Origin of the sequence: Pontibacter sp. JAM-7 (assembly GCF_048548695.2) — a bacterium.
Taxonomy (GTDB): Bacteria; Pseudomonadota; Gammaproteobacteria; order Pseudomonadales; family Balneatricaceae; genus Neptuniibacter.
The window spans coordinates 1-23,742 of record NZ_JBLYIF020000006.1; the positions used below are offsets into that span (position 1 = coordinate 1).

The window sequence follows — 23,742 nt, forward strand, 5'->3', positions numbered from 1 at the left end:
CTCTGGCTCTGGCTCTGGCTCTGGCTCTGGCTCTGGCTCTGGCTCTGGCTCTGGCTCTGGCTCTGGCTCTGGCTCTGAGGTTGGAGTGGATCGTTGCTGTTGTAATGTATCAGGCGAGCCAGACTGTTTCGGTAGCTCCCCTAGAATGTCTTCTTCAATCAGCAGGCTCAGGACGTCCTCTTGAGTGACAGAATTATCGTTGTCATTAAAGGCGGTTAGCTGGTGTTGATAGGCAGAAAAAGTGATATAGCAGACACCACAACGTACCATGCCTTCAGCCATCAGCAGCTGGGCAGGGGTAACGTCAAACCGGCTATGGCAACTGGGGCAGAGTGTTGTAACCCCGTGGGGTGAATGAATGTCTGACATGGTAAAGCTAAACCTTAAACAGTCTTACGCCGGCCCGTGATGCGAATCCAGCCCTCTTTTGTAGCGGTGGGCTCAAGCTCAAACCAGGGTGCATAGGCTGCTCGAAGCTCGTTGTCCTGGTGTGCCAGTAGGCCGGACAGGCACAGCAGCCCTTCGGGTTTTACCTGCTCAGCAAGCGTTGCTGCCAGACTGACTAAGGGGCCGGCTAGTATGTTGGCGACCAATGCATCCGCTTGTAATGGTGGCGCATCGTCAGGCAGGAATACCTGAAAACGGGAAGCATCTACTTGGTTGCGCTGCACATTGTCGCGACTGGCCTGCAGTGCCTGAGGGTCAATATCGATGCCAGTTGCCTGCTGCGCGCCTAACAGTAATGCGGCTATACCCAAAATGCCGGAACCGCACCCAAAATCAATTACCGCCTTGCCATCTAATGGCTGGCTGTCCAGCCATTCCAGACAGAGTGCTGTGGTAGGGTGGGTGCCGGTGCCAAATGCCAGTCCGGGATCAAGCATAAGGTTCACTGCATCAGGATCGGGCACATCGCACCAACTGGGGCAGATCCATAGTCGTTGACCAAATTGCATTGGGTGATATTCATCCATCCATGCGCGCACCCAGTCTTTATCTTCCAGAATTTCGGCTTTCACTTTGGCGGCAGGTTGGTTGGGGAGCAGTTGTTGTTGTGCTTTATTGATGTAATCCAGCGTCATTTCTAGATTATGTTCAGCGCTAAACAGCCCCGTGATGGTGGTGGATTGCCATAGCGGTGTTGTGCCCAGTTCTGGTTCAAAAATTGGCTGATCGCCACTGTCTTGAAGTGTTACCGCAGCGCAGCCGGCACTGAGCAGGAGGTCTTCGAATATTTCTGCTTGGTCGGGGTGAATTTCAATTTTAATCTGTAACCAGGACATAGGCTTCCACTACAACAAAAACAAGATAGATATCACAGCTTGGATTACAGCATGTTAAGGCGGCTGAATCTATGCTGATTGAGCAGTATAGGGTTTTGTAACCTGTGTTTGTTGAGTCAGGAAAGCGCAGGTATAACAAACCACAAAAAAGCCGATCAAATGACCGGCTTTTTTGTGAGAGGCAGGCTGGCGTTATAAGCCCAGTTTTTTCTCAAGGTAGTGAATGTTGACACCGCCTTGCTGGAAGCGGCTGTCTTTCACTATCTGCTGTTGCAGGGCAATGTTGGAACGGATGCCATCAATGACCATCTCTTCCAGCGCATTACGCATGCGGGTCAGGGCTGTCTCGCGATCTTCGGCATGAGTAATCAGCTTGGCAATTAGCGAGTCGTAGTGCGGAGGTACGGTGTAGCCGCTATAGATATGCGAGTCCACCCGGATACCGTTACCACCTGGCGCATGGAAATGTTTGATTGTGCCTGGGCTAGGCAGGAAGGTTTTGGAGTCTTCTGCGTTAATCCGGCATTCGAATGCATGTCCCTGTACCTTGATATCTTCCTGTTTGAAAGATAACGGCATGCCGGAGGCAATGCGCAGCTGTTCTTTCACGATATCAACACCGGTAATCATCTCGGTGACAGGGTGCTCTACCTGAACCCGGGTGTTCATTTCGATGAAATAGAAGCCACCGTCTTCGTACAGGAACTCAAAAGTACCTGCACCGCGATAACCAATTTCGATGCAGGCATCGACACAGGCTTTCAATACCTTGGCGCGTGCATCCGGATCCAGCATTGGCGCAGGCGCTTCCTCAACCACTTTCTGGTGACGGCGTTGCATGGAGCAATCACGATCATACAGATGGATGGCATTGCCCTGGCCGTCGGCCAGTACCTGAACTTCTACGTGGCGTGGGTTCTCCAGGTATTTTTCCATGTACACGGTGTCGTCGCCAAATGCTGCGGCGGCTTCAGATTTAGTGACATGGATGGAGTTTAACAGCGAGGCTTCTGAGTGCACTACGCGCATACCACGTCCGCCGCCACCGGCAGCAGCTTTGATGATCACCGGGTAACCGATACGGGCAGCAGTCTTGTAGATGATGTCGTTATCATCAGGCAGTGCGCCATCAGATCCTGGTACCGTAGGAACCCCAGCGGCTTTCATCGCCTCAATGGCCGAAACCTTGTCGCCCATCAGGCGGATAGTGTCAGCTTTAGGACCGATAAATACGAAGCCTGAGCGTTCGACCTGTTCGGCGAAGTCAGCGTTCTCTGCTAGAAAACCGTAACCTGGGTGAATACCCACGGCATCGGTTACTTCCGCGGCGCTAATAATGGATGGAATGTTAAGGTAACTTTTAGGTGAAGGCGCAGGGCCGATGCAAACAGCTTCATCGGCCAGGCGTACATGCATCAGATCGCGGTCTGCCTGAGAATGGATGGCAACAGTTTTAATGCCAAGTTCTTTGCAGGCACGCAGGATGCGCAGCGCAATTTCACCTCGGTTAGCAATGACGACTTTATCAAGCATGGGCAGATAATCCTTGCTATAGCTGGGTGAACTTGCTTAAACGATAGTAACCAGAGGCTGGTCGAACTCTACCGGCTGACCGTCTTCTGCCAGAATGGCTTCAATAACACCGGACTTATCAGCTTCGATCTGATTCATCATCTTCATGGCTTCGATTATGCAGATAACATCACCCGCTTTAATGCTCTGGCCAACTTCAACAAATGATGGTGAGCTAGGAGATGGTGAGCCGTAAAAAGTCCCTACCATGGGTGATTTGACAACGTGTCCCGAAACTTCCGGTGCCGCTGGTGCGGCTTCTGCAGCAGGGGCAGCAGCAGGGGCAGCAGCAGGTACTGCCGCTACGGGTGCTGGTGCTGCAGGGGCTGCGATAACGGATGAACCGCGGCTGATGCGAACCGACTCTTCACCTTCTTTGATTTCGATTTCATTGATATTGGACTCTTCCAAGAGTTCGATCAGTTTTTTAACTTTACGGATATCCATGGATAACAATCTCTCAAAACAGATAGATAAGCTTATTTCAGTCGGCTGATGGCCGCCTGAAGTGCAAATGTGTAACCCTCTGCGCCAAATCCGCAGATCACGCCGATGGCAACATCCGACAGATAAGAATGCTGTCTGAAGTCTTCACGGGCGTGGACATTGGATAAGTGCACTTCGATAAATGGGATATTCACACCCAGTAATGCGTCGCGCAGTGCGATGCTGGTGTGGGTGAGTGCAGCAGGGTTGATAATAATGAACGCCACACCTTCTTCCTGAGCTGCGTGGATCCGTTCCAGCAGGGCTGCCTCGGCATTACTTTGCAAATGCAGCAAATCATGGCCAGATGCTTTAGCCTGAACCGACAGGGCATCACAAATATCGGCCAGTGTCTCGCGGCCGTATATGTCCGGCTCACGCTTACCCAGCAAATTCAGATTTGGCCCGTTCAATAGCAGGATCTTTGCCATGTTTTCTCTCAAAAAATCGGCGTTTTGATTCAACAGTGGCCATAGTTTGCCGCAACTTGGTGTGACTTGTCTATAAGTTAGCAGTTTTTTGCAGTTTAGCCTCAATTTTAACGAAAATAGACTCCATATCAGGAATCTAGCGGATTAAAAAGTGAGCTTTTGGGGCAAAAAAGCGGTAGCCGATGGAAAATGACGCAAAGTGCTACTTGTGACGGAATTTAGCGTCAAAATGATTGACGTTCTCAGCATAATTAGGGATATTGCGATGCAATAAGTCTGATTTTATGTTTCATAATAAATAACGAGGTGCGTCATGGTGAAGCGGGTAGTGTTCAACCAGAAAGGCGGTGTCGGTAAGTCCAGTATCGCAGTGAATCTGGCAGCTATCAGCGCCTCCCGTGGTATCAAAACGTTGGTGGTCGATCTGGACCCTCAATGCAACTCCAGCCACTACCTGTTGGGCGAAGATTATCTGGATGTGAAACCGGATATTCGGGATTACTTCGAGTCTGTGTTGAGCTTTCAAATAAAGCCCTTGGGGCCGGAAAGTTATATTCACCCAACACCGTTTGAAAATCTTTCAGTCATGCCGTCCAGTCCCAACCTGGGTGACTTGCAGTCAAAGCTAGAAGCTAAACACAAAATTTATAAGCTGCGGGATACGCTTGAGTCACTATCAGCGGAGTATCCGGCTATTTATATTGATACCCCGCCGGCCTTTAATTTCTATACGCTCTCAGCTTTGGTGTCGGCTGATCGCTGCTTGATCCCGTTTGATTGTGATGAGTTCGCCAGGCAGGCACTCTACAGTCTACTGGCCAATGTTCATGAAACACGCGAAGATCATAATGATCAGTTGCAGGTAGAGGGGATTGTGGTGAATCAGTTCCAGCCTAGAGCGAGTTTGCCGCAACGGATTGTGGAAGAATTGTTAGCGGATGAACTGCCGGTATTGAATACGCGTATTTCAGCATCGGTGAAAATGCGTGAATCGCATGATGTTACCTGCCCGTTAATTCATCTAGCGCCTAAGCACAAACTGACTGAGCAGTTTGTTGAGCTGTTCCAGGAATTGTCCTGAGGGCGTTGGTCAGCGTTCGGCAGATTCATTCTGCAGCTCCGCCAGGGCGTCTTCGGGCTTGCGTAAGCTCATTACCCAAAGAATCACCAGCGGAACGCTGATTGCTAAAATAATCACTTCAGCCATGTGGCATCCAAGTTGTTACAGGAGTTTTGATTTTAGGTTGAAAACCCCGTTTGGGAAAACAATTTTTTTACCTCTTTATTAAAAACTTCTTTATTTTTTTTCATGCTGAAGTGTACTGCTAGGCAAGCTGGTCTGATTGTTGCTTTTTGAGTAATAAACAACCAATGCTCAGTGCAGGAACTCATGATGCCTTTCTCCGTTCAGTTGTTATCAAATCAAGAACAGGTTGTGCCTTCAGGTCAGGGTTTGGCTGCTGGTAATGATGAATTTCTCCAGCATTTGAAGCTGTTCGCTGCTGACGTTAATCTGCAAAATACGCATAAAATCAATCATTCAGAACAGGTTTTGCTCGCAGCGCAGGCGAATAAGCAGGCGTTGATCAGAGATTTTTTGGATTATTTAATGCGGCATGGCCTGACAGAAACTGCTGAGCACAACACCAGCGATGAGGACTACCTTGTCCAACCCTTTAGGGTTAAGGGTAGCAGTGGTGCAGAGACGAAAATGGATGCTTTATTAGACCAGGCAGCGGTGTTGCGGCAATTGTTTGCCGTTATTGCTGAGCAGCGTGCTGCTGCCAAGGCCGGTCTTGAGGCGCATTGGGAAGAACAGCGAGCGGCTGAGCCGGATCGGTTGGCTCAGCCGCAGCTGGATGATTGGGAGCTGTGGTTACGGCAGCAGCTGCTTATTTTGCCGCAGTAGATGTTGTCGGACGTAAGCTACCGATTTTGATCTGGCCATTGTGTTCGCCAACATACATTTTGGCGGTATTGGTTTTTCCTGTCTTGTCCATATACACGATATAGAGCTGGCCGGTTGGCTTCAGATTCAGTTCGTACTGTTTGCCGTTTTCCTGAAAGGTCGGGTGAGGCAGGTTTTTGCGCACCGGATCAATATAGATGCGACGAATCTGCTGGCCTTTAAAGTTGGAGCGTACTTCGGTTTCCACTTCCTTGCGAACGCTGGTTTCAACGCCATCCCAATGGAACAGGTTATACAACCCGGGGGCATCACGACTGGCAAATGAATTCAAATAGTAAGAGATGAATTCAAAATTGGTTCCAGCAGCATGTGCCTGAAGGCTGAGTACTGTGCCGAGAATGAGAGCGGTAAGTGTAGGTAACTTCATTGTTATTAAACCTGATTTTAATGACTCAGAGACAGCTGATGGCAGTATATATGATTTTATTTTGCCTGACTGCCCTTGCTCTTTGTTCGGTTAAGTTGCTGTCAGTCGTCTTGAAAATAGCTAATACAAACTGGCTTTAATTGTTTCAACGTTGATGTGATTGAGGATGGGGCTTGGTCTGAGTTGCGTGTTGCTTAGATGGTCTGCAAAGGAGGGGGGGGCACAAAAAACCCCGCCAGGGCGGGGTTTGATATGATGAAGTGATGGGCAGCTTACTTATTGGCTGCTTCGTAAGCTTTGGCGCCTGCCATGATTGCAGCTTTGGCCGCTTCAGCGTTATCCCAGCCTTCTACTTTAACCCACTTGCCTTCTTCCAGACCTTTATAGTTCTCAAAGAAATGCTTGATGCGCGCAAGCAACAATGGTGGCAGGTCATCAACGTCCTGCACGTCTTTATAAGCTTTGCTCAGTTTGTCGTGTGGAACAGCAACCAACTTGGCATCTTCGCCGGCTTCATCGGTCATGTTCAGCACGCCAACTGGACGGCAGCGGATAACAGAGCCAGGTACAACGGGGTATGGCGTTACTACCAAAACGTCAACGGCATCGCCATCGTCGGCCAGTGTGTTGTTGATATAACCGTAGTTAGCCGGATAAAACATAGGCGCTGCCATAAAGCGATCTACAAAGATGGCATCTTCCTCTTTCTCGATCTCGTATTTTACCGGATCGCTGTCGGCTGGAATTTCGATGATCACGTAGATGTCATTCGGCAGGTCTTTACCTGCAGGTACTTGTGCGAAGCCCATGATTGCCTTCCTGTTCGAGTTTAAAGGTTATATCTGCTAAATGCCGATTATAGACAGGCTATAACCGGCAGTTGAATACTACTTAGAGGTGAAGCCGTGATCAGCTATTAAGTCGTGCGGCTACACCCGTTGGATCTGTATGGTACTGCAGCAGGGCATTGACTTCTTCGGAAGAGCCTAGTGCTACGGAGACGCGTTGGTGAATTTCCTTGGGTTCCAGATCAAGGATGTTGATGTAACAGGTGCTGGCAATGCCGCCGGCCTGCTCAATCAGCATGCTCATGGGGTTGCCTTCGTACATCAGGCGTAGCTTGCCGGGTTTTTCCGGATCACGCTGGTCCCAGGGGTAAGTGAAGATACCACCACGGGTGAGTACCCGGTGTACTTCCGCGACCATCGAAGCGATCCAGCGCATGTTGTAGTTTTTGCCGCGTGGGCCGTCGGCACCATTAAGTAGATCGGCAACGTAGTCGCGCATACTGTCTTCCCAAAAACGATGGTTAGACATGTTGACGGCGAACTCTTTGGTTTGCGTCGGCACCTGCACATTTTCCCGGGTCAGGATAAAGTCACCGGTATGCGCCAATGTGAAGAAGTTAACGCCTTGTCCGGTGGTCAGTGCCAGTACCGAGGACTGGCCATAGAGGACGTAGCCGGCAGCAACCTGCTTGCGACCTTTTTGCAAGTAGGCTTGTTCATCTGCGCCATTGCTGCCTGCAGGAAGTTCGAGAATGGAGAAAATCGTACCGACCGAAACATTGATATCAATATTGGATGAGCCGTCCAGCGGGTCAAAGATCACCAGGTATTTGCCGTTAGGGTTTCCGGCGACCGGATGATCTTCCTCTTCAGAGGCGAGCCCTGCAACCAATGGGTTATCCAGCAGGAATTTTTTTAGCAGGTCGTTGGCGATAACGTCCATTTTTTTCTGGGTTTCGCCCTGCACATTGGTGTTCTCGGTGGAGCCGAGAACACCGGCCAGTTCACCTTCGCGTAGCTGAATAGCAACCTCTTTGCAGGCGAGCATCAGGGTGTCGATAAGATCGACGAGGTTGTCTTCGGTTTCATGGTGGTTCAGGTACTGGTTGAGGAGTAACATGCGGTGTTTCCGGCTCCGGCTACGGGGGTTTCTATTTGGCTGCGAATTCTACGGGATTCGCCCCGTGATTGCATCGTTTTCAGGGCTAAAAGTGGCGATTTATCCGTATCTTCAGGGAAAGCTGGTATTATGCCTGCGATCCTAATATGTCTACTGCAAAGCGGGCTGTTGGAAAATGAATCGGGGTAAGGAGTTTTGGTTTTGCATATCCATATTTTAGGCATCTGCGGCACTTTTATGGGGTCGCTGGCAATTCTGGCCAAAGCCTTAGGACATCGCGTAACCGGATCAGATCAGAATGTTTATCCGCCCATGAGTACTCAGCTGGAGAGTCAGGGCATTGAGCTGATTCAGGGCTATGATCCGTCTCAACTGGATCCTGCCCCAGACCTGGTTGTGGTGGGTAATGCTATGTCCAGAGGGAATCCCGCTGTGGAATATGTCCTGGATAAAGGGTTACCTTATATTTCAGGGCCGCAGTGGTTGTCAGATCACCTGTTGCAAGATCGTTGGGTGTTGGCGGTGGCCGGCACGCATGGCAAAACCACTACCGCGACGATGTTGGCGTGGATTCTGGAATATGCCGGTATGTCCCCAGGCTTTCTGATTGGTGGCGTGCCGCAGAATTTTTCTGTATCTGCCCGTTTGGGCGAGACTCCTTTCTTTGTCATTGAGGCGGATGAGTACGATACGGCATTCTTTGATAAACGCTCCAAGTTTGTTCATTACCACCCGCGCACATTGGTCCTGAATAATCTGGAATATGATCACGCGGATATCTTTCCTGATCTGGCGGCTATTCAGCGTCAGTTTCACCACTTGATGCGTATTCTGCCTGCGTCTGGTCAGGTGATCGTGCCTACCGGGCAGCCTGCGCTGGAGCAGGTGTTGCAGATGGGTTGCTGGAGCGAACAGGTAACTGTAGATACGCAAGGGCAGACCGCTGACTGGCAGTCAGTTTTGTTGCAAGCAGATGGTAGTCATTTCAGTGTGTATTATCGTGGTGAGTTGCAGGGTGCGGTGAGTTGGCAATGTACCGGTCAACACAATGTCAACAATGCCCTTGCTGCCCTTGCTGCTGCCCATCATGTTGGTGTTACACCTGAGCATGGCATTGCTGCCTTGTCAGCCTTTGCCGGTGTGAAACGGCGCATGGAGTTGCTCGGTGAGATTCGCGGCGTGCAGGTATATGACGACTTTGCTCATCATCCGACCGCAATTGCAACCACTCTGCAAGGGATTCGTCAGCGGGTGGCAGGGGAACAAGTCATTGCTGTGATTGAACCCCGCTCCAATACCATGCGTCTTGGCAGTCATCAGGCGGAACTGGCGGCCTGTGTCGCTGATGCAGATGAAGTGTGTTGGTACCAGCCAGAGGGGTTGGACTGGTCGCTGGAACAGGTGGTCTCGGCCAGCCGGGCCCCGTCACGTTTATTCTCCTCGACCCAGTCCATTATTGAGTATGTTCAGGCAGCTGCCGCAGATCCATGCCATATTGTGATTATGAGCAACGGCGGTTTTGAAGGCATCCACCTGCGGTTGCTGGAAGCGTTGAAACAGGGGTAAGCATGTCACAACAGACAATTACTTTAGCGATTACCGGTGCATCGGGTGCGCAGTATGGCCTGCGTTTACTGGAATGCTTGCTGATGCTGAACTGTCGGGTATATCTGATGATCTCACGGGCAGCTCAGGTGGTGATCAATACCGAGACAGACCTGAAGTTGCCGGGTACACCCGCTGAGCAGGAGCGTTTTTTTTATAACCGCTTTGCCGCTAAAGAGGGGCAATTGCGAGTATTTGGTAGGGAGCAATGGATGGCTCCGGTGGCTTCTGGTTCGGGCGCGCCCAGCAGCATGGTGGTTTGTCCCTGCAGTACAGGTTCGCTCTCAGCCATCGCCTGCGGTGCCAGTAATAATTTGATTGAGCGGGCAGCTGATGTGGCACTTAAGGAGCGTCGGCAGCTGATTCTGGTGCCCCGGGAAGCGCCATATTCAGAAATCCATCTGGAGCATATGCTGAAACTGACCCGAATGGGTGCCGTTGTGATACCCGCCAGTCCCGGTTTTTATCACCGACCACAAACGGTGGCAGATATAATCGACTTTGTAGTAGCACGCATTCTGAATCAACTGCAGTTGCCGCAAGACCTGATGCCGGCATGGGGTGCGGACCTGTCCTAAGCTTTACCTCCCGCGGATGAGGCAGATGAAATTACTCACTGTGGGCGTTAGAATCGCCGCAACTTCGTTTTAAAGAGCTCTCTCAATGGCAAAAATACTTGCACTGGATACCTCCACTGATGCCTGTTCAGTTGCTCTCAGCCTGGATGGTGAAGTTATACACGATTTCCGCATCATCCCGCGCCAGCATACCCAGCAGTTGTTACCCATGGTGGAGTCACTGCTGGCTCAGGCCGAACTGAGTGTGAAACAACTTGATGCTATCGCATTTGGGCGCGGTCCCGGTTCCTTTGCTGGCATCCGGATTGCCACAGGTGTGACCCAAGGGCTGGCTTACGCCGCGAATCTGCCGGTGATTCCGATATCCACCTTACGTGCGCTGGCGCTTAGTGCCTGGCAGCAGGAGCAGGTGCTGCACGTGGTGGCTGCTTTAGATGCACGCATGGATGAGATTTATGTCGCGGCGTATCAGATAGAGCAGGGCTTGCCAGTGGAACTGTTGCCGGAACAGGTCTGTGCCCCCGGTGACTTGGTGTTGCCAGAGATGCAGGCCCCTTTAGCTGTGGGTAGCGGTTGGGCCTATCTGGGTTCTATGTCGGCTCAGGTGCAGGCACTGGTGACCTGTTCTGCCAAGACTTATTACCCTGATGCGGCTGCCATATTGACGTTGGCGCAAGCGGACTGGGCGCAGGGCAATACGGTGACAGCGGAAAATGCTTTGCCGGTTTACCTGCGGGATCAAGTGGCCTGGAAAAAAGTGGATCAACAATAAATGGATTTTTTGCATCTGGTGATTCTGGCTCTGTTGCAGGGCCTCACTGAATTCTTGCCTATCAGTAGCTCAGCGCACCTTATTTTACCCTCCCAGTTATTGGGCTGGGCCGATCAAGGTTTGGCATTTGATGTGGGGGTGCATGTCGGCACTCTGCTGGCGGTCATGGTCTATTTTCGTACCGACCTGGTGCAGTTGCTGGTGGCATGGTGTCGGGGGTTAACTGGTCAGTCCAGTGCTGAGTCTCGCTTGGCATGGTGGATCATTATCGCCACCTTGCCAGCGGTGCTGGCGGGAGTAACGTTTAATCACCTGATTGAAACTGAGCTCAGGTCAATACTGGTGATTGCTGCCACCACGCTTATCTTTGGTGCGCTGCTGGGAGTGGCTGATTGGTGTCGTACCGAGCGTCGGGCAATGGAGCAGCTTACCCTGAAAGATGCTTGCATTATTGGTCTGGCGCAGGCCGTGGCTCTGATTCCCGGGACCTCACGCAGTGGTATCACAATTACCGCGGGGCTGTTGTTGGGGCTAAAACGCCAGGCAGCGGCACGGTTTTCCTTCTTGTTATCGGTGCCGGTGATTTTGGGCGCCGGGCTGTTGAAAACCCTCGATCTTGTCCAGGCACCAGAGCCGCAGTGGAGTGCCGTGTTAATGGGTACGGTGATTGCCGGGCTTAGTGCTTATGCTTGTATTCACCTGTTTCTCAGTTGGTTGGACCGCATCGGTATGCAGCCGTTTGTGATTTACCGGATGGTACTCGGCATGGTGTTGCTGGTGGTCTGGATGGGCATGGCAGCATGATGTCAGAGCGTCTGGCGATCAGAGCTGATGCTGTGTGTGCTGAGCAGGCCAGACAGTTGGCGGATCAGCTGAGTTTGCCTCTAGTCAATGACACGTCAGAATTTGACCTCCTGCTTGAAGTGTTACCGCAAGGGCTGCAGTTACAACCATTGGGCAAAAAAGTCCCAGGGCCGACACGGGTGGATTTTGTATCTGGCAGTGTTGCCCATCGCCGCCAGTTTGGTGGCGGTAAAGGTCAGATGATTGCCAAAGCTGTTGGTATTAAAGGCGGGGTACGGCCTGAAGTGCTGGATGCTACCGCAGGGCTGGGCAAGGATGCATTCGTGTTGGCGACACTTGGTTGTGAGGTCACGTTACTGGAGCGTGCGCCAGTTGTGCATGCGTTGTTGGCTGATGGCTTGTGGCGGGCGAATCAGGCGGATGATATGGCGTTACGAGAGATCACTGCACGTATGCAACTTGTTTCCGCTGACAGCTTGAGCTGGATGCAGGCAGAAGCCAAATGTGGCAAGCGGTTTGCCGTAGTTTATCTGGACCCGATGTTTCCCCATAACGATAAAACCGCGCTGGTTAAAAAAGAGATGCGGACGTTTCGTCCTGTGGTGGGGGATGACCTGGATGCCGATGGATTGTTGGCTGCAGCGTTGCAGATCGCCTCTCATCGCGTGGTGGTTAAAAGGCCTCGCAAGGCACCGTTCCTGGCGCAGCAGACTCCTTCATTTCAGCTGGAGGGTAAATCCAGCCGATATGATATCTATACCCTTAAAAAACTCTAATCGCGCAACCCCACACGGCTCTCCAGAGACTGCATCAGATGCGCGGGTAATAACTGGCTCATATGTTTCGGCAGGTCGCGCGGCAAGGTGCCCAGTCTTATTCCCGGTGGCTGCTCTTCTAGCAAATCAAATCGGAGCAGCAAGTTGATCAGGTGCTCTAGCGCTCGTCTGTCAGCATAAGGGGCTACCGGGTGGCCGGTATTGCGTTGCAGCTGCAATCCCAGTGTCTGGCAGCTTTCTAACAGTGTTTCCCGGTCGATATAGGTTGCAGCGGATACTGATTTCAATACCAGAAGGTATCTGAGGACAACGCCTTCGGCTAATCGCTGCAGTAAAGCCACTAAAGGATGAGCAGTGCACCGCCAATGTTGATGTTTGGCGGCAGCCAGTAGCCCCTGGTCTAGCAGGTGTTGTCGTTGTTTATGCAGCAGGGTGGTCAATTGTTGTTCCGTCCAGGGCAAGTAGTACTCAGCTTTTAGGAGTGGATAGGTAAGGCGCATCAGGCGATTGATGCACAGTGCATGGGGCCGTTCTAGGCGCTGGCATAACAGCAGGTAAAGGGCTGGTAATAACAGGCAGTGTTCTACTGTATTGCGCAGGTACCAGAGTTCTGTGGATTGTTTGTGGTCAATAGTTACGTGCTGTTGGTTGACGCTCAGCTGGCCTCGGGCGTCAGCATTCCGAATTGCTTCGGTGGCATTGAAGAGTGGATGCGGGCTTCCGTTGTCGGGTAAGTGTTGCACCAGTTGGTTAAGTGCAGAGAAGCGGGCGATAACTTGCTGCTTTGTCTGTTGCGGTTGGTCCAGCAATACCAGCGCCAGCAGGGAACCCTCATTGAATTGGGTTAGCTGATTGATGCGGGTGAGCACTTCAGTAGCTAATAGTCCTGCTTTGTGACGGGTAAGCTGTTTGGATTCGGGCGGGGATACTCTTATTGGTGGCGCAAATGCCACCTGAATATTGCCCAGATTACGTTTTAGCAATTTTGCCGATTTTAGGACACCGCGCAGGGTTTCAGGCTGTTTTTTCTCGCCCTGTAATTGTGAAATATATGCAGGTACTTCGGGTATCTGTTCATAGCCAAACCAGACAGGGATCAGCGCCATGCGTTGGTGGGGTCTGCGCAGCTGGTTGCTCAGTAACATACTTAACAGGCCCAGCCTGGCTGGTAGCAGGTGGCCCGTTCGGCTGCGGCCGCCTTCGATAAAAAACTCAAACGGCAGTTGGGATTCGGTTAGCTCATTCAGGTATCCCTGAAACAGGCTGCTGTAGAGGTCATCGCCCTGAAACTGGCGGCGCATAAAAACGGCGCCTGCTTGCTGTAACAGATGACCAATAACGGGAATGTTCAGGTTGTCGCCCGCCGCCACAAACGGCAGTTTGAAACCATTTTTGTGCAGTACCCAGTTAAGTAACAAGTAATCCAGGTGGCTGCGATGGCAGGGTATATAGATCCGCTGTACGTCCTGAGGCAGAGCTAGCAGATGTTCCATGCCAGTAATATCAATCTGTTTCGCTAGCCGCTGCCAGACCCAGTTGAGCAGCGGAGTGAAACAACGCACCGTGCTGGAGTTGGGTCTGGCTGCAATGCCCAGCAATGTAGCCTCGGCTTGTTGTTCCATTTGTTTGGGTGAGCATTGCTGAAGCTTTGCCCGCTGCAATAATTGGATGCGCACAGGCTCAAGTTTCAGTACGGCATGAATGATCCCGGCGTTCGTATTGCTATCGGGGAGAGGGTGATATTTGTTTAGGTTGGCAAAGTGGTCTTGTAAATTTTGGTAACCCCTTTCCAGGTTTGGCGAAACTGTTGTTTGAGTTATTTCTGCTGAAAGCTGAAAAATGACAGGCTGACCCAGTTGAAAACGGTTAATATGACCGGGCTCGGTGTAAATAGGTTTGACGGGTATTAGACGGACGGCAGTGTTTTTCTGCTGTCGGTGATGCGTTAATAGTTGCTCCAGGCTCGATAAACCTGTTTCTGGCGCTAAAATTTTCAGCGCGAGAATTTGTATCGCTGACTCAGGAAATTGCCGCTGCATGCTGCTAAGCAACATGCGTTGTAGGTGAGGTGCAGCATCATCCAGTAACAGGTAGGTGGCAGTAGAGGACGCAGCAGGCTGTTGTAGCAGGGCGGCAGGACGAATAGCAGGCGCCGGTTTGCCGAAGGATATCGCGTTAAGCAGCCTCTGCCGGATACTCATTAGTAGTGTGGTGGCGGTGTGGTGTCATTGACAACGCTGTTTCCGTCCTGAACCAGCGTGCGCAGTTGCTGATTCATAAGTTGTACCATTCGGGTCAGTTTTTCCAGATCCAGCTCTTGTTGGGCGATGACCTGATTTAGCTTGTCCAATGTGTCTTCCTGAAATGCGATTCGGGTTTCCAGTTCGGTAATGCGGTCCGATGTATTCATGTTTTACCTGCAGCAAAGGTTATGCTTGTGCGGTCGCACAAGGTATCTATATTGCTAAGCATAGAACAAAAGACATGGAAATTAAATTCACTGATAACGGATAAGCTATTGAAAAGGAATATGAAATTCGTTATAAATTTTTGTCCGGCTCAGATTGACCAGAGTCGGCTCATAAATGGTATCTGTTTTTGTTAATTAAAATAATGATGAGGGGTGGTCTGTTGATTCGAGGTTTAATTGCAAGTGTGATTGCAACCGCGTTGTTGCCTTTACTTTTAGCGCAATTCGCTGGCGTAGATATTCAGTGGTCTAATATTCCGGCCTTGCTGTTGATCTTTATTATAACCCTCGGGGCAACCGTAATTGCCAGTCTGGGTAACGCTACAGTGAGTGGTGGCGAAGGTGCTTCTGGAGCAGAGGAGTGCAGCGATGATGAAGATGATGGCCGGGAACAGGGAACGGTTAAGTGGTTCAATGTTTCCAAGGGCTTTGGCTTTATCACGCGCGGTAATGGCGATGATGTATTTGTGCATTTTCGTAATATTCGCGGGCGTGGGCATCGTTCCCTGGCTGAAGGTCAGCGGGTGCGGTTCAATGTGCGGGAAAGTGATAAAGGTCTGCAGGCGGAAGATGTTTCCGTGCTGAGAGGCTAATTAAAATACGCTACTAAAAACACACTGGTTGCCTATAGCAGAAGGCGGCAGTGTGTTTTTTTTGTCTTAAATCTTCCGTCCCATAGGGTTATTCAACCCGGTCACCTGGCAGAATCAGATCATATATGTGGGTTTTAGGATATAACACCACGCAACGGCAGGGCCTGACTTAGCCTCTACGCTGACCTGTTGCCGCAGGTATTCGCCTCCTTCTTATGCTTTAGCTTGTCAAAATCGCGCGTTGCTACCGGGTGCAGGGCTCCCTGAATATATGCTCCAAGTTTAGGGGTTGCCGCAGGATAGGGTCGTGCTTGAGGTTATGCCTTTGCTAATTACTGAGTTTGGCGGTTGGCAGGTGCGGTGAATTGTCGGTCATACCGCTGCTGTATTAGTGCGTGTCGCATCAGCGTGCCATCGGTGAACAGGTACTTATCTGTTTTTTGGGCTGATGAGTTTGCGGTGCAATATGAAGCTTCTTTTATAGTCGTGGTATGGGGTTTTCTTTAAATAATAAGCTTTTAGACGATAAAAAGCGTAATCAGGCTCTGATAGGTTACAAATAAGTAACTAAATTGTTGCACTGCAGTTAAGGTTTTCTTATGATCGCGGCAGATGATGGTGCGATCGTTGATTTTTGTGCTCTAAATAGGTGCATTGGCGGTCGTGCGACATTTCATAGTTTGTGATAGTTAAAAATTTAAATATATTAAGTATATGATTTTTAACATGTTCTATCTTGTGGCACGGCATGTGCTTTAAGTAGGGCAATCATCACAATTAACATATCCTAGGGGGGAATAAATGATGATGAAACCAATGACTAAAGCACTGATTGCTGCTGGCCTGATGTCTGCGTCTGTTGTTGCTCAGGCAGGTTTGTCTGCAAATGTTGGCGCTATGAGCGATTACTGGTTCCGTGGTGTGGATCAGACTGAAGGTGCCAGCGTTATGGGTGGTGTTGACTACGCAGCGGACAACGGTATCTACGTTGGCCTGTGGGCAGCTAGCCTGGACGCGCCAGACACTTCCGATGATGGCGAACAGGTTGAGTACGACATCTATGGTGGCTACGGCAACGAAATCGGTGGTTTCTCTTACAGCGTAGGTTACACCGGCTACTTCTACACTGAAGGCGATGTTGATTTCCACGAATTGAACCTGAACTTCGGTTACAGCTTCTTGAGCCTGGAAGTTACGTACGGTACTGAAGATGGCCCATCTGGCTATGACGAAGCGGATTACAGCTTTGTTGCTCTGACCGGTGAGTACGAAGGTGCATACCTGACTTACGGTGACTTCGGTAAAGATTACGAAGGCGATTACGTTGAGCTGGGTTACGGCTTTACTTACGAAGGTCTGGATATGGGCGTAGCTTATATCAATGCTGACGAAGATCTGGGCGACGGTTCTACTGTAACCTTCTCCATCAGCAAAACTTTCGAGTTTTAAGATCGACAACCCCGGTTGACATACTAGACCTTAACCCGCCAGCTTAGCCGGCGGGTTTTTTTAGGTCTGGTAGTTGAGCCATTAAAAATGCCGCGCAGGTTACCCTGGGCGGCATTTTTTTCGTCTGCTTGATTAGACTAGCGCGTCCAGCTTTTGCTTCAGGATGCCCTGAACCTGTCCTGGGTTGGCTTTGCCTTGGGATAGTTTCATGACCTGTCCCATAAAGAACCCGATCATCTTGCCGCGCTTATCAGGTTCGGCAGTAATGTACTGCTCTACCTGTTGACTGCACTGGGCAATGACCTGGTCGACAATCTGCTCGATGGCGCCGCTATCAGTGACCTGTTTAAGGCCTTTGGCTTCGATGATTTCATCAGCCGTGCCGCCTTCTGACCACATGAATTCAAATACTTGTTTGGCAATTTTGCCGGACAGGGTGTTGTCCTTTACTCGTAGTAGTAACCCGCCGAGCTGCTCAGCAGAAACCGGACTGGTGTTGATCTCCAGGTCATGCTGATTAAGGTGCCTGGCCAACTCGCCCATAACCCAGTTGGCGGCCAGTTTGCCGTCATCGCAAACTTTGGCTGCTGCAGCGAAATAAGCGGCTTGGGAAGGTGAAGAGGACAGTACGTCAGCATCGTAATCTGACAGGCTGTACTGCTCGATAAACAGTGCTTTCCACTGGTCAGGCAGCATGGGGAGGGAGTCACGAACTGCATCGATAAAGCTTTCATCGATTACGACGGGTAGCAGGTCCGGGCAGGGGAAGTAACGGTAGTCGTTGGCTTCTTCTTTGCTGCGCATGGAGCGGGCTACCTTGGTGTCGCCATTGTAGAGACGGGTCTCTTGAATAACCTTGCCGCCACTTTCAATCAGGTCGATTTGGCGCTCTACTTCCAGCTCAATGGCTTCCTCCATAAAACGGAAAGAGTTGAGGTTTTTGGTTTCCGTGCGGGTGCCCAGTGTTTCGCTACCGGCGGGCCGCACAGAAACGTTAACGTCAAAGCGCATTGAGCCTTCTGCCATATTGCCATCGCAAATGCCAATGGAGGTGACCACTGAGTGAAGCTTGCGAGCAAAGGCGACGGCTTCTTCGGCGGTACGCATGTCAGGTTCGGTAACGATTTCGATCAGCGGTGTCCCCGCGCGATTCAGGTCGATGCCGCTCATGCCGTGGAAATCTTCATGCAGCGACTTGCCCGCGTCTTCTTCTAGATGCGCGTGATGAATGCGAACCTGGCGCGAGCTGCCGTCGTCCAGTGTGATCTCTACATGGCCGGTGCCTACAATAGGTTCTGCCAATTGGGTGGTCTGGTAGCCCTTGGGCAGGTCTGGGTAGAAGTAGTTTTTGCGCTCAAAAACGGAGCGTTTGCCTATTTCAGCATCTACAGCCAGGCCAAATGCTACGGCCTTGCGCACGGCTTCAATATTCAGTACCGGCAGGGTGCCTGGCAGGGCCAGGTCAACAGCGCATGCCTGGGTGTTGGGTTCTGCGCCAAACGCAGTGCTGGCACCGGAAAAAATTTTAGTTGTGGTGGAGAGCTGAACGTGGATCTCCAGGCCAATCACAGTTTCCCATTGCATGATCTTATTCCTCGCCCGTGCCTTCAGGTGACTGTTGATGCCAGTCTGTGGCGAGCTGGAACTGGTGCGCCACATTCAGTAATTTTTGTTCGGCGAAGTAATCGCCGATAATCTGCAGCCCAATCGGCATGCCGTTGGCTGTGCCGCAGGGAATGGACATGCCGGGCAGGCCTGCCAGGTTTAGCGAGATAGTGAAGATGTCTTCCATATACATAGCAACTGGATCGGACGTTTTTTCACCCAGTTTAAATGCCGGGTGCGGGGTGGTCGGTCCCATGATGACATCGACTTCGTTCAGTGCGCTGACAAAGTCATTCTGAATCAGGCGGCGCACCTGCAGGGCTTTGTTGTAATAAGCGTCGTAATAGCCTGCAGACAGGGCATAGGTGCCAATCATGATGCGGCGCTGTACCTCAGTGCCAAAACCTTCACCCCGGCTGCGTTTGTACAGGTCTTCCAAATCAACTGGGCTGTCGCAGCGGTAGCCGTAGCGGACGCCGTCAAAGCGGGATAGGTTGGAGGAAGCCTCCGCTGGCGCAATGATGTAGTAGGCGGGCACTGACAGGCTGGTGTTGGGCAGGCTGATTTCATGCAGTGTTGCCCCCAGCTTTTCAAACTCTTTCAGCGCGTTCTGAGTCTGCTGTGCCAATTCAGGGTTAAGCTGGTCGGTGAAGAACTCTTTGGGTAAGCCGATTTTCAGGCCCTGTAATGGGTTATTCAGTTCAGCGCAGTAGTCCGGCACTGCACGGTCCACCGAAGTGGAGTCGCGTGGGTCGAGTCCGGCCATGACGTTCATCATCATGGCAGCGTCTTCGGCACTTCGGGTCATCGGGCCGGCCTGGTCCAGAGAAGAGGCAAACGCAATCATGCCGTAGCGGGAGACGCGGCCATAGGTTGGTTTTAGTCCGGTAATGCCGCACAGTGCGGCGGGCTGGCGAATGGAGCCGCCGGTATCCGTGCCGGTGGCGGCGGGGGTCAAGCGGCCTGCTACGGCTGCAGCTGAGCCGCCAGATGAACCGCCGGGGACGTAATCGGTATTCCAGGGGTTGCGGGCCGGACCGTAATAACTGGTTTCATTGGATGAGCCCATGGCGAACTCATCCATATTCGTTTTACCCAAGGTCACGGCGCCAGCGTGGTTGAATCGCTCGACCACAGTGGCGTTGTAGGGTGAAATGAAGCTGTCTAGCATTTTGGAGGCGCAGCTGGTGCGGACACCCTGGGTGCAGAGAATATCTTTATGAGCAATCGGCAGGCCGGTGAAGGCACCGGCAGTACCTGTGGCAATCGCTTGGTCAGCGACTTTAGCTTGGTTAAGCGCCTGATCTTCACATACAGAGATAAAACTGTTGTATCGACTGTCCTGCTGCTGGATGCGCTGTAAGAAAGCCTGGGTCAGCTCGACGCTGCTGTATTCACCCTGATGCAGGCCTTTGGCCAGTTCGGCCAGTGTTTTGTCAAACATGGTAATTCCTCAAATCCTGAACCGGATGGCTTATTCGATAACGCGTGGGACCAAAAACAGGCCCGCTTCTACGGCAGGTGCAATTGATTGCAGCTGCTCACGCTGGTTGGGTTCAGTTACGGTGTCTTCCCGCAGGCGCTGAACAGCATCAAGCGGGTGGGCCATAGGCTCGATGCCGGTGGTGTCGACGGCTTGTAACTGGTCAACCAACTGCAGAATATTGGTCAGATTCTGGGTGTATTCAGGGATATCCTGCTCGGCAATCTGCAGGCGTGCCAGATGGGCAATTTTTTCCACATCGGAACGATCAAGGGACATAATTTTCTCTCGCGGCCGTGGTAATGTCAGGCGTCAGGAAACGCGATTTGGACAAGAGCCGTACCATACCATACTGGCGAGTAAGGCAGAAGGCTGCAAAGGCTGAGATTTCGCTGTCTGGCACTGTATTGTCGCTTGCCGAAACCCGCTGCCGTTGATAGAGTTACGGGATTTCAGGATCCAGTGGCAACAAGGCCAGCAGAATTCTAGGACTCCCAATTATAATGCTCAAAAAAATCCGTGGTCTTTTTTCTAGTGATTTGTCCATTGACTTGGGCACCGCTAACACGCTGATCTATGTCCGTGATAAGGATATCGTGCTAAACGAACCCTCTGTGGTCGCAATTCGCCAGACAGGTAACCAAAAGTCGGTTGCTGCGGTCGGCACAGATGCGAAACGGATGTTGGGACGTACGCCGGGATCGATTACGGCTATCCGTCCTATGAAGGACGGGGTGATCGCCGACTTTCATGTGACCGAAAAGATGCTGCAATATTTTATCAGCAAGGTGCATGATACAAACTTCCTGACCCCCAGCCCTCGGGTGTTGGTGTGTGTGCCTTGCAAATCGACACAGGTCGAGCGTCGTGCGATCAAAGAGTCCGCCATGGGTGCTGGTGCCCGTGAGGTTTACCTGATCGATGAGCCAATGGCTGCTGCGATTGGTGCAGGGCTGCCTGTGGATGAAGCCAGTGGTTCCATGGTGGTAGACATTGGTGGTGGCACCACCGAGATCGCAGTGATCTCCCTGAATGGCATTGTTTATGCGGATTCTGTGCGCCTAGGCGGCGATCGGTTTGATGAATACATCGTGACTTACGTGCGCCGTAATTACGGCAGCTTGATCGGCGATTCAACCGCAGAGCGCATTAAACAGGAAATTGGTACCGCTTATCCGTCGCCTGAGGTACGTGAAATCGATGTACGTGGTCGTAATCTGGCTGAGGGTATTCCACGCAGTTTTACCCTGAACAGTAATGAAATTCTGGAAGCATTGCAGGAACCGTTGTCTGCGATTGTTCAGGCAGTCAAAAGTGCGTTAGAACAATGCCCGCCTGAGTTGGCGTCGGATATCGCCGAACGCGGTATTGTGCTGACAGGTGGTGGTGCGTTACTGCGTAATATTGATCGTTTGATCAGCGAGGAAACCGGCTTGCCGGTGATTGTTGCTGAAGACCCGCTTACTTGTGTAGCGCGTGGTGGTGGTCGTGCACTTGAAATGCTCGATAAACATGGTTTTGAACTGGTTAGCTATGATTGAGCACCTCAGCCGTGCTCAGTTTTTGCTAACTACGCCCGGTCAGCTGCCTTGCCTTCGGCAGGGGGGGTGACCGGTGAAACTTCTTTTCCGGGGCCGGTCGCAAAGCCGGCGCTTCCTCGTCCTCTTCCTGCTGGCGATTATTTTAATCACTGTTAATTTACTCTCGTCTCGAGTGCAGGAAGGTCGCGCATTTATCTCTCTGTTATTGACCCCGCTGCAATGGTTTGTCGATGTGCCCAGCCGTGTTGCGGGAGAGGTGTCAGATCTGGTGGTGGATCGGCGGTTGCTGATCAAGGAAAACGCAATGCTGAAGACTGAGAATCTGCAGCTTGCCCACCAGGTGCAACAGATTGACAGCCTTACGGAAGAAAACAGCCAGCTACGCCGGTTGCTTGAAGGGCGCAAGCGAGTTCGCCATGAAGTGGAGCTGGTTGAGTTAATCGGTGTGAATCCTGATCCTTTTCAGCACCAGGTCATTATTAACCGAGGTACTGAAAATAAGGTCTTTATTGGGCAGCCAGTACTGGATGCTGGTGGTGTGATGGGGCAGGTGACCGAGATGTCACATTACACGAGCCGTGTACTGCTGATCACTGATGCCCGCCATGCTTTGCCGGTGGAGGTTAACCGGAATGGCTTTCGTTCAATTGCGCTGGGTAAGGGGCAAGTGGATGAGCTGGAGCTGGAGCACGTACCGGATACGGCAGATATCCGTGTTGGAGATTTAATCGTTACTTCTGGTCTTGCCGGACGTTTCCCGCGTGGATACCCAGTGGCGCGGGTATCTGACGTGGTGCGTGATCCGGGGCAGCCATTTGCCCGAGTACGCATTAAACCGACGGCCCTGTTGGATAAGAGTCGCCATCTATTGCTGGTGAAAATGCCTCGGCAGTTGCGGCAAATCAATGCCGAGGTGGCAGAGGTAACACCGTGATTAACCAGCAGGCCGCAGCGTCGCCGGGCAGCGGCGGGCTAATTATTCTGGCAACGTTTCTCGTTGGGCTGATGCTCAGCCAGATCCCCCTGCCGCATTTCATCGAGTGGGGCCGCCCGGAATGGGTGGCTCTGATTCTGATTTATTGGGTGATGGCACTGCCGCATCGAATTGGCATGGGTTCGGCGTTTTTGCTCGGCTTGATGCTGGATGTGATCAAAGGCAGTGTACTGGGCCTGAATGCGCTCTCTTTAACCATAATTGCGTTCGTCACGCTGGTACTGCATCAACGGTTGCGTATGTATCCCAGAGTACAGCAATCGATGATGGTTATGGTGCTGATAGGTATCAATCAGCTGATCTTTCATTGGATGCAGGCTTTTACCGGTTATACCGGTGACAGCTTGTATTTTCTGCTTCCCTGTTTAGCCAGTGGCATTATCTGGCCGTGGCTGTTTGTTGTGCTGCGGGGAGTACGGCGCTTTTTCAGGATTCGTTAGTGGCTGAATCAACTTGTTCTACCCGCACTGATCTTATACTCGCATCGGCATCGCCCCGGCGCCGTGAGCTGTTGACACAGATTGGTGTCAAGTTTGCGGTTGCCCCGGTAGACCTTGATGAAACGCCTTTAGCGAATGAAACGGCGCATGATTATGTTGCCCGACTGGCGTTGGCAAAAGCTCAAGCCTGTTATGCCGCATTGGAGCATAAACAGCCGGTGTTAGGGGCGGATACCACAGTGCATTTTCAGGGACAGATTCTTGGTAAACCCGATTCCGAAGAGGATACGGTAACCACGTTGATGCAGTTATCCAGACAGACCCATCAAGTACTGACTGCAGTTGCACTGGTTGATGGAGAACAAAGTCACACTTGTGTGGTCACAACCGAAGTAGAGTTTGAGCCTCTGACGCCTGAGATGTGTCGAGCTTATTGGTTGACTGGCGAACCTTATGACAAAGCCGGTAGTTATGCGATTCAGGGACTGGGCGCGGTGTTTGTCAGACAGATCCGTGGCAGTTATTCTGCAGTAGTAGGTTTGCCGTTGGCGGAGACCGCGGTACTGCTTCGTAAAGCAGATATTCAAATCTGGCAGCAGACAGCATAGGAAAGCAG

Annotated in this window: 26 protein-coding genes; 13 read left to right on the forward strand and 13 right to left on the reverse strand. The window is 51.5% G+C overall.

Features of this window, described 5'->3' with window-relative positions; genetic code table 11:
- The 5 genes from ACFVYJ_RS09135 to aroQ all read right to left on the reverse strand — a co-directional run.
- On the reverse strand, positions 1 to 369 hold a 369-nt coding region (locus ACFVYJ_RS09135; protein ID WP_419415344.1), incomplete at its 3' end, for an MJ0042-type zinc finger domain-containing protein.
- Positions 370 to 383: 14 nt separating this feature from the next.
- The gene (gene prmA / locus ACFVYJ_RS09140) at positions 384 to 1,283 is read right to left on the reverse strand and encodes a 50S ribosomal protein L11 methyltransferase (protein WP_419415343.1); all 900 of its coding nucleotides are present in this window, start codon (positions 1,281 to 1,283) and stop codon (positions 384 to 386) included.
- A gap of 192 nt (positions 1,284 to 1,475) precedes the next feature.
- Entirely contained in the window at positions 1,476 to 2,816 is a 1,341-nt protein-coding gene (gene accC, locus ACFVYJ_RS09145; protein ID WP_419415342.1) for an acetyl-CoA carboxylase biotin carboxylase subunit, read from the reverse strand.
- A 36-nt stretch (positions 2,817 to 2,852) separates the two neighbouring features.
- Positions 2,853 to 3,302 carry an acetyl-CoA carboxylase biotin carboxyl carrier protein gene (gene accB / locus ACFVYJ_RS09150; RefSeq protein ID WP_419415341.1) on the reverse strand — a complete coding sequence of 150 codons (450 nt, stop codon included), beginning with the start codon at positions 3,300 to 3,302 and terminating at the stop codon, positions 2,853 to 2,855.
- Between the two features lie 32 nt (positions 3,303 to 3,334).
- The gene (aroQ, locus tag ACFVYJ_RS09155; RefSeq protein WP_419415340.1) at positions 3,335 to 3,772 is read right to left on the reverse strand and encodes a type II 3-dehydroquinate dehydratase; all 438 of its coding nucleotides are present in this window, start codon (positions 3,770 to 3,772) and stop codon (positions 3,335 to 3,337) included.
- Positions 3,773 to 4,085: 313 nt separating this feature from the next.
- Here aroQ and ACFVYJ_RS09160 point away from each other — a divergent pair, with 313 nt between their 5' ends.
- Both ACFVYJ_RS09160 and ACFVYJ_RS09165 read left to right on the forward strand, forming a co-directional pair.
- Complete coding sequence (locus ACFVYJ_RS09160; RefSeq protein WP_463255186.1) at positions 4,086 to 4,853, forward strand: ParA family protein; 768 nt, start codon at positions 4,086 to 4,088, stop codon at positions 4,851 to 4,853.
- 312 nt (positions 4,854 to 5,165) lie between these two features.
- Positions 5,166 to 5,681, forward strand: coding sequence for a hypothetical protein (locus tag ACFVYJ_RS09165; RefSeq protein ID WP_419415339.1), 516 nt, complete (start codon positions 5,166 to 5,168; stop codon positions 5,679 to 5,681).
- On the opposite strand, the gene ACFVYJ_RS09170 is transcribed toward ACFVYJ_RS09165, so the two are convergent.
- From ACFVYJ_RS09170 to ACFVYJ_RS09180, 3 genes are all read right to left on the reverse strand, one after another.
- Entirely contained in the window at positions 5,665 to 6,108 is a 444-nt protein-coding gene (locus ACFVYJ_RS09170) for a hypothetical protein (protein WP_419415338.1), read from the reverse strand. The genes ACFVYJ_RS09165 and ACFVYJ_RS09170 overlap by 17 nt on opposite strands.
- 272 nt (positions 6,109 to 6,380) lie before the next feature.
- The gene (ppa, locus tag ACFVYJ_RS09175; protein WP_419415337.1) at positions 6,381 to 6,917 is read right to left on the reverse strand and encodes an inorganic diphosphatase; all 537 of its coding nucleotides are present in this window, start codon (positions 6,915 to 6,917) and stop codon (positions 6,381 to 6,383) included.
- A 100-nt stretch (positions 6,918 to 7,017) separates the two neighbouring features.
- Positions 7,018 to 8,016, reverse strand: coding sequence for a class 1 fructose-bisphosphatase (locus tag ACFVYJ_RS09180; protein ID WP_419415336.1), 999 nt, complete (start codon positions 8,014 to 8,016; stop codon positions 7,018 to 7,020).
- Between the two features lie 201 nt (positions 8,017 to 8,217).
- Between ACFVYJ_RS09180 and mpl the strand changes: the two genes are divergently transcribed.
- The 5 genes from mpl to ACFVYJ_RS09205 all read left to right on the forward strand — a co-directional run bounded on the left by mpl (position 8,218) and on the right by ACFVYJ_RS09205 (position 12,551).
- Positions 8,218 to 9,582 carry a UDP-N-acetylmuramate:L-alanyl-gamma-D-glutamyl-meso-diaminopimelate ligase gene (mpl, locus tag ACFVYJ_RS09185; RefSeq protein ID WP_419415335.1) on the forward strand — a complete coding sequence of 455 codons (1,365 nt, stop codon included), beginning with the start codon at positions 8,218 to 8,220 and terminating at the stop codon, positions 9,580 to 9,582.
- 2 nt (positions 9,583 to 9,584) lie between these two features.
- On the forward strand, positions 9,585 to 10,199 hold the full coding sequence (locus ACFVYJ_RS09190; protein ID WP_419415334.1) for a flavin prenyltransferase UbiX: 615 nt from the start codon (positions 9,585 to 9,587) through the stop codon (positions 10,197 to 10,199).
- An 85-nt stretch (positions 10,200 to 10,284) separates the two neighbouring features.
- Positions 10,285 to 10,971: a tRNA (adenosine(37)-N6)-threonylcarbamoyltransferase complex dimerization subunit type 1 TsaB gene (gene tsaB / locus ACFVYJ_RS09195; protein WP_419415333.1), complete on the forward strand. Its 687-nt coding sequence runs from the start codon at positions 10,285 to 10,287 to the stop codon at positions 10,969 to 10,971.
- Positions 10,972 to 11,775 carry an undecaprenyl-diphosphate phosphatase gene (locus ACFVYJ_RS09200; protein WP_419415332.1) on the forward strand — a complete coding sequence of 268 codons (804 nt, stop codon included), beginning with the start codon at positions 10,972 to 10,974 and terminating at the stop codon, positions 11,773 to 11,775. It begins immediately after the preceding gene.
- Entirely contained in the window at positions 11,772 to 12,551 is a 780-nt protein-coding gene (locus ACFVYJ_RS09205; protein WP_419415331.1) for a class I SAM-dependent methyltransferase, read from the forward strand. Before ACFVYJ_RS09200 ends, ACFVYJ_RS09205 begins: the two co-directional genes overlap by 4 nt.
- Here ACFVYJ_RS09205 and ACFVYJ_RS09210 read toward each other — a convergent pair.
- The gene (locus tag ACFVYJ_RS09210) at positions 12,548 to 14,752 is read right to left on the reverse strand and encodes a 1-acyl-sn-glycerol-3-phosphate acyltransferase (RefSeq protein ID WP_419415330.1); all 2,205 of its coding nucleotides are present in this window, start codon (positions 14,750 to 14,752) and stop codon (positions 12,548 to 12,550) included. The genes ACFVYJ_RS09205 and ACFVYJ_RS09210 overlap by 4 nt on opposite strands.
- Positions 14,752 to 14,961 carry a SlyX family protein gene (locus ACFVYJ_RS09215; RefSeq protein WP_419415329.1) on the reverse strand — a complete coding sequence of 70 codons (210 nt, stop codon included), beginning with the start codon at positions 14,959 to 14,961 and terminating at the stop codon, positions 14,752 to 14,754. Before ACFVYJ_RS09215 ends, ACFVYJ_RS09210 begins: the two co-directional genes overlap by 1 nt.
- Positions 14,962 to 15,182: 221 nt before the next feature.
- Here ACFVYJ_RS09215 and ACFVYJ_RS09220 point away from each other — a divergent pair, with 221 nt between their 5' ends.
- Positions 15,183 to 15,614, forward strand: a complete 432-nt coding sequence (locus tag ACFVYJ_RS09220) for a cold-shock protein (RefSeq protein ID WP_463255195.1) — start codon at positions 15,183 to 15,185, stop codon at positions 15,612 to 15,614.
- 801 nt (positions 15,615 to 16,415) lie between these two features.
- Complete coding sequence (locus ACFVYJ_RS09225) at positions 16,416 to 17,063, forward strand: TorF family putative porin (RefSeq protein ID WP_419415328.1); 648 nt, start codon at positions 16,416 to 16,418, stop codon at positions 17,061 to 17,063.
- A 132-nt stretch (positions 17,064 to 17,195) separates the two neighbouring features.
- Here the strand turns inward: ACFVYJ_RS09225 and gatB are convergent, their stop codons facing one another.
- The 3 genes from gatB to gatC are packed head-to-tail and all read right to left on the reverse strand — an operon-like array spanning position 17,196 to position 20,430.
- On the reverse strand, positions 17,196 to 18,647 hold the full coding sequence (gene gatB / locus ACFVYJ_RS09230) for an Asp-tRNA(Asn)/Glu-tRNA(Gln) amidotransferase subunit GatB (protein ID WP_419415327.1): 1,452 nt from the start codon (positions 18,645 to 18,647) through the stop codon (positions 17,196 to 17,198).
- Between the two features lie 4 nt (positions 18,648 to 18,651).
- Positions 18,652 to 20,112 carry an Asp-tRNA(Asn)/Glu-tRNA(Gln) amidotransferase subunit GatA gene (gene gatA / locus ACFVYJ_RS09235; RefSeq protein ID WP_419415326.1) on the reverse strand — a complete coding sequence of 487 codons (1,461 nt, stop codon included), beginning with the start codon at positions 20,110 to 20,112 and terminating at the stop codon, positions 18,652 to 18,654.
- A 30-nt stretch (positions 20,113 to 20,142) separates the two neighbouring features.
- Entirely contained in the window at positions 20,143 to 20,430 is a 288-nt protein-coding gene (gene gatC, locus ACFVYJ_RS09240; protein ID WP_419415325.1) for an Asp-tRNA(Asn)/Glu-tRNA(Gln) amidotransferase subunit GatC, read from the reverse strand.
- A 224-nt stretch (positions 20,431 to 20,654) separates the two neighbouring features.
- Here gatC and ACFVYJ_RS09245 point away from each other — a divergent pair, with 224 nt between their 5' ends.
- The 4 genes from ACFVYJ_RS09245 to ACFVYJ_RS09260 all read left to right on the forward strand — a co-directional run bounded on the left by ACFVYJ_RS09245 (position 20,655) and on the right by ACFVYJ_RS09260 (position 23,734).
- A complete protein-coding gene (locus tag ACFVYJ_RS09245; RefSeq protein WP_419415324.1) occupies positions 20,655 to 21,692 on the forward strand; it encodes a rod shape-determining protein in 1,038 nt (345 codons plus the stop codon).
- Positions 21,693 to 21,765: 73 nt separating this feature from the next.
- Entirely contained in the window at positions 21,766 to 22,626 is an 861-nt protein-coding gene (gene mreC, locus ACFVYJ_RS09250) for a rod shape-determining protein MreC (RefSeq protein ID WP_419415323.1), read from the forward strand.
- Positions 22,623 to 23,126 carry a rod shape-determining protein MreD gene (gene mreD / locus ACFVYJ_RS09255; protein WP_419415322.1) on the forward strand — a complete coding sequence of 168 codons (504 nt, stop codon included), beginning with the start codon at positions 22,623 to 22,625 and terminating at the stop codon, positions 23,124 to 23,126. The genes mreC and mreD overlap by 4 nt, the downstream gene beginning before the upstream one ends.
- Positions 23,126 to 23,734, forward strand: coding sequence for a Maf family protein (locus tag ACFVYJ_RS09260; protein WP_419415321.1), 609 nt, complete (start codon positions 23,126 to 23,128; stop codon positions 23,732 to 23,734). Before mreD ends, ACFVYJ_RS09260 begins: the two co-directional genes overlap by 1 nt.
- Positions 23,735 to 23,742 lie beyond the last annotated feature (8 nt).